The organism is Nonomuraea sp. NPDC049695 (assembly GCF_040674955.1).
Taxonomy (GTDB): Bacteria; Actinomycetota; Actinomycetes; order Streptosporangiales; family Streptosporangiaceae; genus Nonomuraea; species Nonomuraea helvata.
The window spans coordinates 1-2570 of sequence record NZ_JBFANV010000210.1 but is presented as its reverse complement, the minus strand read 5'-3'; the positions used below and the strand labels follow the sequence as shown (position 1 = coordinate 2570).

Here is a 2570-nt window from a genome sequence, read left to right as displayed (position 1 = left end):
GCCGCAGCCGTACTCGCAGCGCGGTGGCGCCGGCGGCGTGCAGGGTGACGCCGTTCCAGTTGAACGGGATCAGCGGACCGCTCTCCTCGGCCTCCTGCCCGGCCAGCATGCCCACGTGCAACGCCGCGTCGAGCAGCGCGGGGTGCACGCCGTAACCCGTTGGGTCGGCGGCATCGGTCGGCAGCGACACCTCGGCGTAGAGGTCGTCACCGTGTTTCCAGGCGCGGGTGAGACCGTGGAAGGCCGGCCCGTAGCCGTAGCCGTGATCGACCAGGCGGTCGTACAGGCCGGTGGTGTCTAGCGGCTCAGCACCGGGCGGCGGCCAGGCGTGGCGCAGGTCCGCCGCCGCGTCGGCGGGGATGACGGGGGTGAGGGCTCCGGTGGCGTGCTTGGTCCAGTGTCCGTGGGCGTCTTTGGAGTGGATGCCGATCTGGTGTCGGCCGTCCTCGTCGGGTGGGCTCAGGATGATCTGGAGAGTGATGCCATCGGTGATGGTGTCGGGGATGGGCAGGGGGGTGTGCAGGGTGAGTTCGTCGATGGCCGGGCAGCCGACCTGGTCACCGGCACGCAGGGCCAGCTCGACGAAGGCGGTGCCGGGCAGGATCGGAGTGGCGTTGATGGCATGATCGGCCAGCCAGGACTGCGCGGCGACCGACAACCGGCCGGTCAGAATAGCGCCGCCGTCAGGCTGCTCCACCACCGCACCCAAGATCGGATGGTCAGCGGCACCCAGACCGAGCGCGACCGGGTCACCGGCCGGAGCCGACTGCAGCCAGTAGCGGCGATGCTGGAAGGCATAGGTAGGCAGATCCAGGTCACCGGCGCGAGCACCGGTCGGCCAGGCGGTCCAATCCACAGCCATGCCACACGTCCAGGCCCGGCCCAGCCCGGCCGCCAGCTGAGCGGTCTCACCCCGATCGCGGCGCAGCAAGGCCACCGCCGAGGGCGGCTCTGCGTCTGCGCGGCCGCTGTCGGCACTGCGGGCGTCAGCGTGTTCGTGGTTGGCGTCGTCGTGGTGGGCGAGGGTTTGCTCGATCATGGGGGTCAGCTGGGCATCCGGACCGACCTCGACGAAACAGCCGACCTGATGCCGGGACAACGTGGTGACGACGTCGGCGAACCGGACCGGCTGCCGTACGTGCTCGACCCAGTACCCAGGGTCGGTGATCTCCTCACCGGCCTGCAGCCCGCTCACCCCCGACACCAGCGCCACGGTCGGCGGATGGAACGCGAGCGAGCCCGCCACCGCGGCGAACTCCTGCAGCATGGGCTCCATCAACGGCGAGTGGAACGCGTGCGACACCCGCAGCTGCCGGGTCCGATGTCCCTGTTCCCGCGCCCACTCGACGACCTCGGCTACCTGGTCGGACGCACCCGAAACCACCACCGAACCAGGCGCGTTCACCGCGGCCACGGCCACCTGGTCGTATCCGGCCAGCACCGGAGCGAGGACCTCTTCGCTGCAGCCGATCGCCGCCATCGCACCCCCGGCCGGCAACGCCTGCATCAACCGGCCACGCGCCGCCACCAACCGGCACGCATCGGCCAGCTCCAGCACCCCGGCCACATGCGCCGCCGTGATCTCACCCAGCGAATGCCCCGCCACAAAATCAGGCCGCACGCCCAACGATTCCAGCAGCCGGTACAACGCCGTCTCCACCGCGAACAGCCCGGCCTGCGCGAACACCGTCTGATCCAGCACCCCATCGGCACCGGATCCACCAGACCCACCAGCCTCAGAGCCACCGGTCCCGCCAGTGCCGCTGGCCTCGCTGGCCTCGCTGAGGATGATCTCCCGCAGGCTCAACCCACCAGCCAGACCGGTCACAACCCCCGCAGCGTCGGGGGTGGTCAGTTCAGCCTCCAGCAACGCACACGCCTCATCAAAGGCGCGGGCGAACACCGGGAACGCCTTGTACAACTCACGGCCCATCCCAGGCCGCTGGGCACCCTGACCGGAGAACAGCACCGCCACCCGACCCGGCCGCACCCGGCCCACCACCGCAGCCGCCGACCCTAGTGACCCGGCCGTCAACCCAACGGCCGTCGGCTCGAGAGCGGTCAGTGCCCGCAGCCCGGTCAGCAGACCCTCCCAGTCCACCGCCGGCAGCACCGCCCGATGCTCCAACGCCGCTCGGAGCGCCAGCCCGGCCGCCACCTCCACCGGACCGGCCTCGCTGTGCTCGGTCATGAATTCGGCCAGCCGGCCGGCCTGCGCCCGCAGCGCCGCTTCGCTCTTGGCCGACACCACCACCGGCACCGGCAACACCGCAGGGACCGACGGCACCGGCGTCGTAGCCGCAGGGTCGCCCTCGGCCGCTGTGGCCGTGCTGCTGTCCCGCTCGCCTGACGGCTCCCCGCTGCGCGGCTCGTGCAGCGGCTCTTCCTCAGCCGGAGGTTCTTCCAGGATGACGTGGGCGTTGGTGCCGGAGATGCCGAACGACGAGACTCCCGCCCGGCGCGGCCGGTCCGCGTTCTGGGGCCAGGGCTGGGGTTCGGTCAGCAGCTCCACCGCCCCGCCGGACCAGTCCACCTTCGACGACGGCGCATCCACGTGCAGTGTCTTGGGC

Annotated in this window: 1 protein-coding gene; it reads right to left on the bottom strand. The window is 71.2% G+C overall.

Annotation, left to right across the window (positions count from 1 at the left end; translation table 11 throughout):
• A partial coding sequence (locus tag AB0J64_RS57040; protein WP_364047147.1) for a type I polyketide synthase occupies positions 1–2570 on the bottom strand: 2570 nt, incomplete at both ends.